Source organism: Paraburkholderia sp. SIMBA_027, assembly GCF_046535315.1.
Classification (GTDB): Bacteria; Pseudomonadota; Gammaproteobacteria; order Burkholderiales; family Burkholderiaceae; genus Paraburkholderia; species Paraburkholderia tropica.
This window is the reverse complement of record NZ_JAWRWY010000077.1, coordinates 1-642: the sequence shown is the minus strand read 5'-3', so window position 1 is coordinate 642 and position 642 is coordinate 1. Positions and strand designations below refer to the sequence as shown.

General features: G+C 65.9%; 1 protein-coding gene. It reads right to left on the bottom strand.

Annotated elements, in window-relative coordinates; translation table 11 throughout:
* A partial coding sequence (locus tag SB764_RS38205; RefSeq protein WP_410866489.1) for an ATP-binding protein occupies window positions 1-642 on the bottom strand: 642 nt, incomplete at both ends.

Sequence of the window (642 nt, the reverse complement as noted above, 5' to 3'; positions counted from 1 at the left end):
GCCGACCTTCACGGACATGCCGTCGAGAATCGCCAGCGTGAGCGGCAGGACGATGCGCGTCGTGCTGCCCTTGCCCGCGTGCGAGCTGATCTCCACGTGGCCGCCCATCGCCTGGATGTTTCGCTTGACCACGTCCATGCCCACGCCGCGGCCCGAGACGTCGGTGACCTGTTCGGCCGTCGAGAAGCCCGGCAGGAAGATCAGGTTCCAGACTTCCTCGTCGGTCATCGTGTCGCTGACCGTCATGCCCTGCTTGACCGCCTTGGCGAGAATCTTGTCGCGACGCAGACCCGCGCCGTCGTCGCTCACTTCGATGACGATGTTGCCGCCGTGGTGCGCGGCGGACAGCACCAGCTGGCCGGTCGCGTCCTTGCCTGCCGCGCGGCGCGCTTCCACGGTTTCGATGCCGTGGTCGAGCGAGTTGCGCACGAGGTGGGTCAGCGGATCGATGATGCGCTCGATCAGGCTCTTGTCGAGTTCGGTCGCCTGACCGAACGTGACCAGCTCCACTTCCTTGCCCAGTTTCGCGGCGAGGTCGCGCACGAGACGCGGGAAGCGGCTGAACACGTAATCCATCGGCATCATGCGGATCGACATCACCGCTTCCTGCAGATCGCGCGCGTTGCGCTCGAGCTGCGCCAT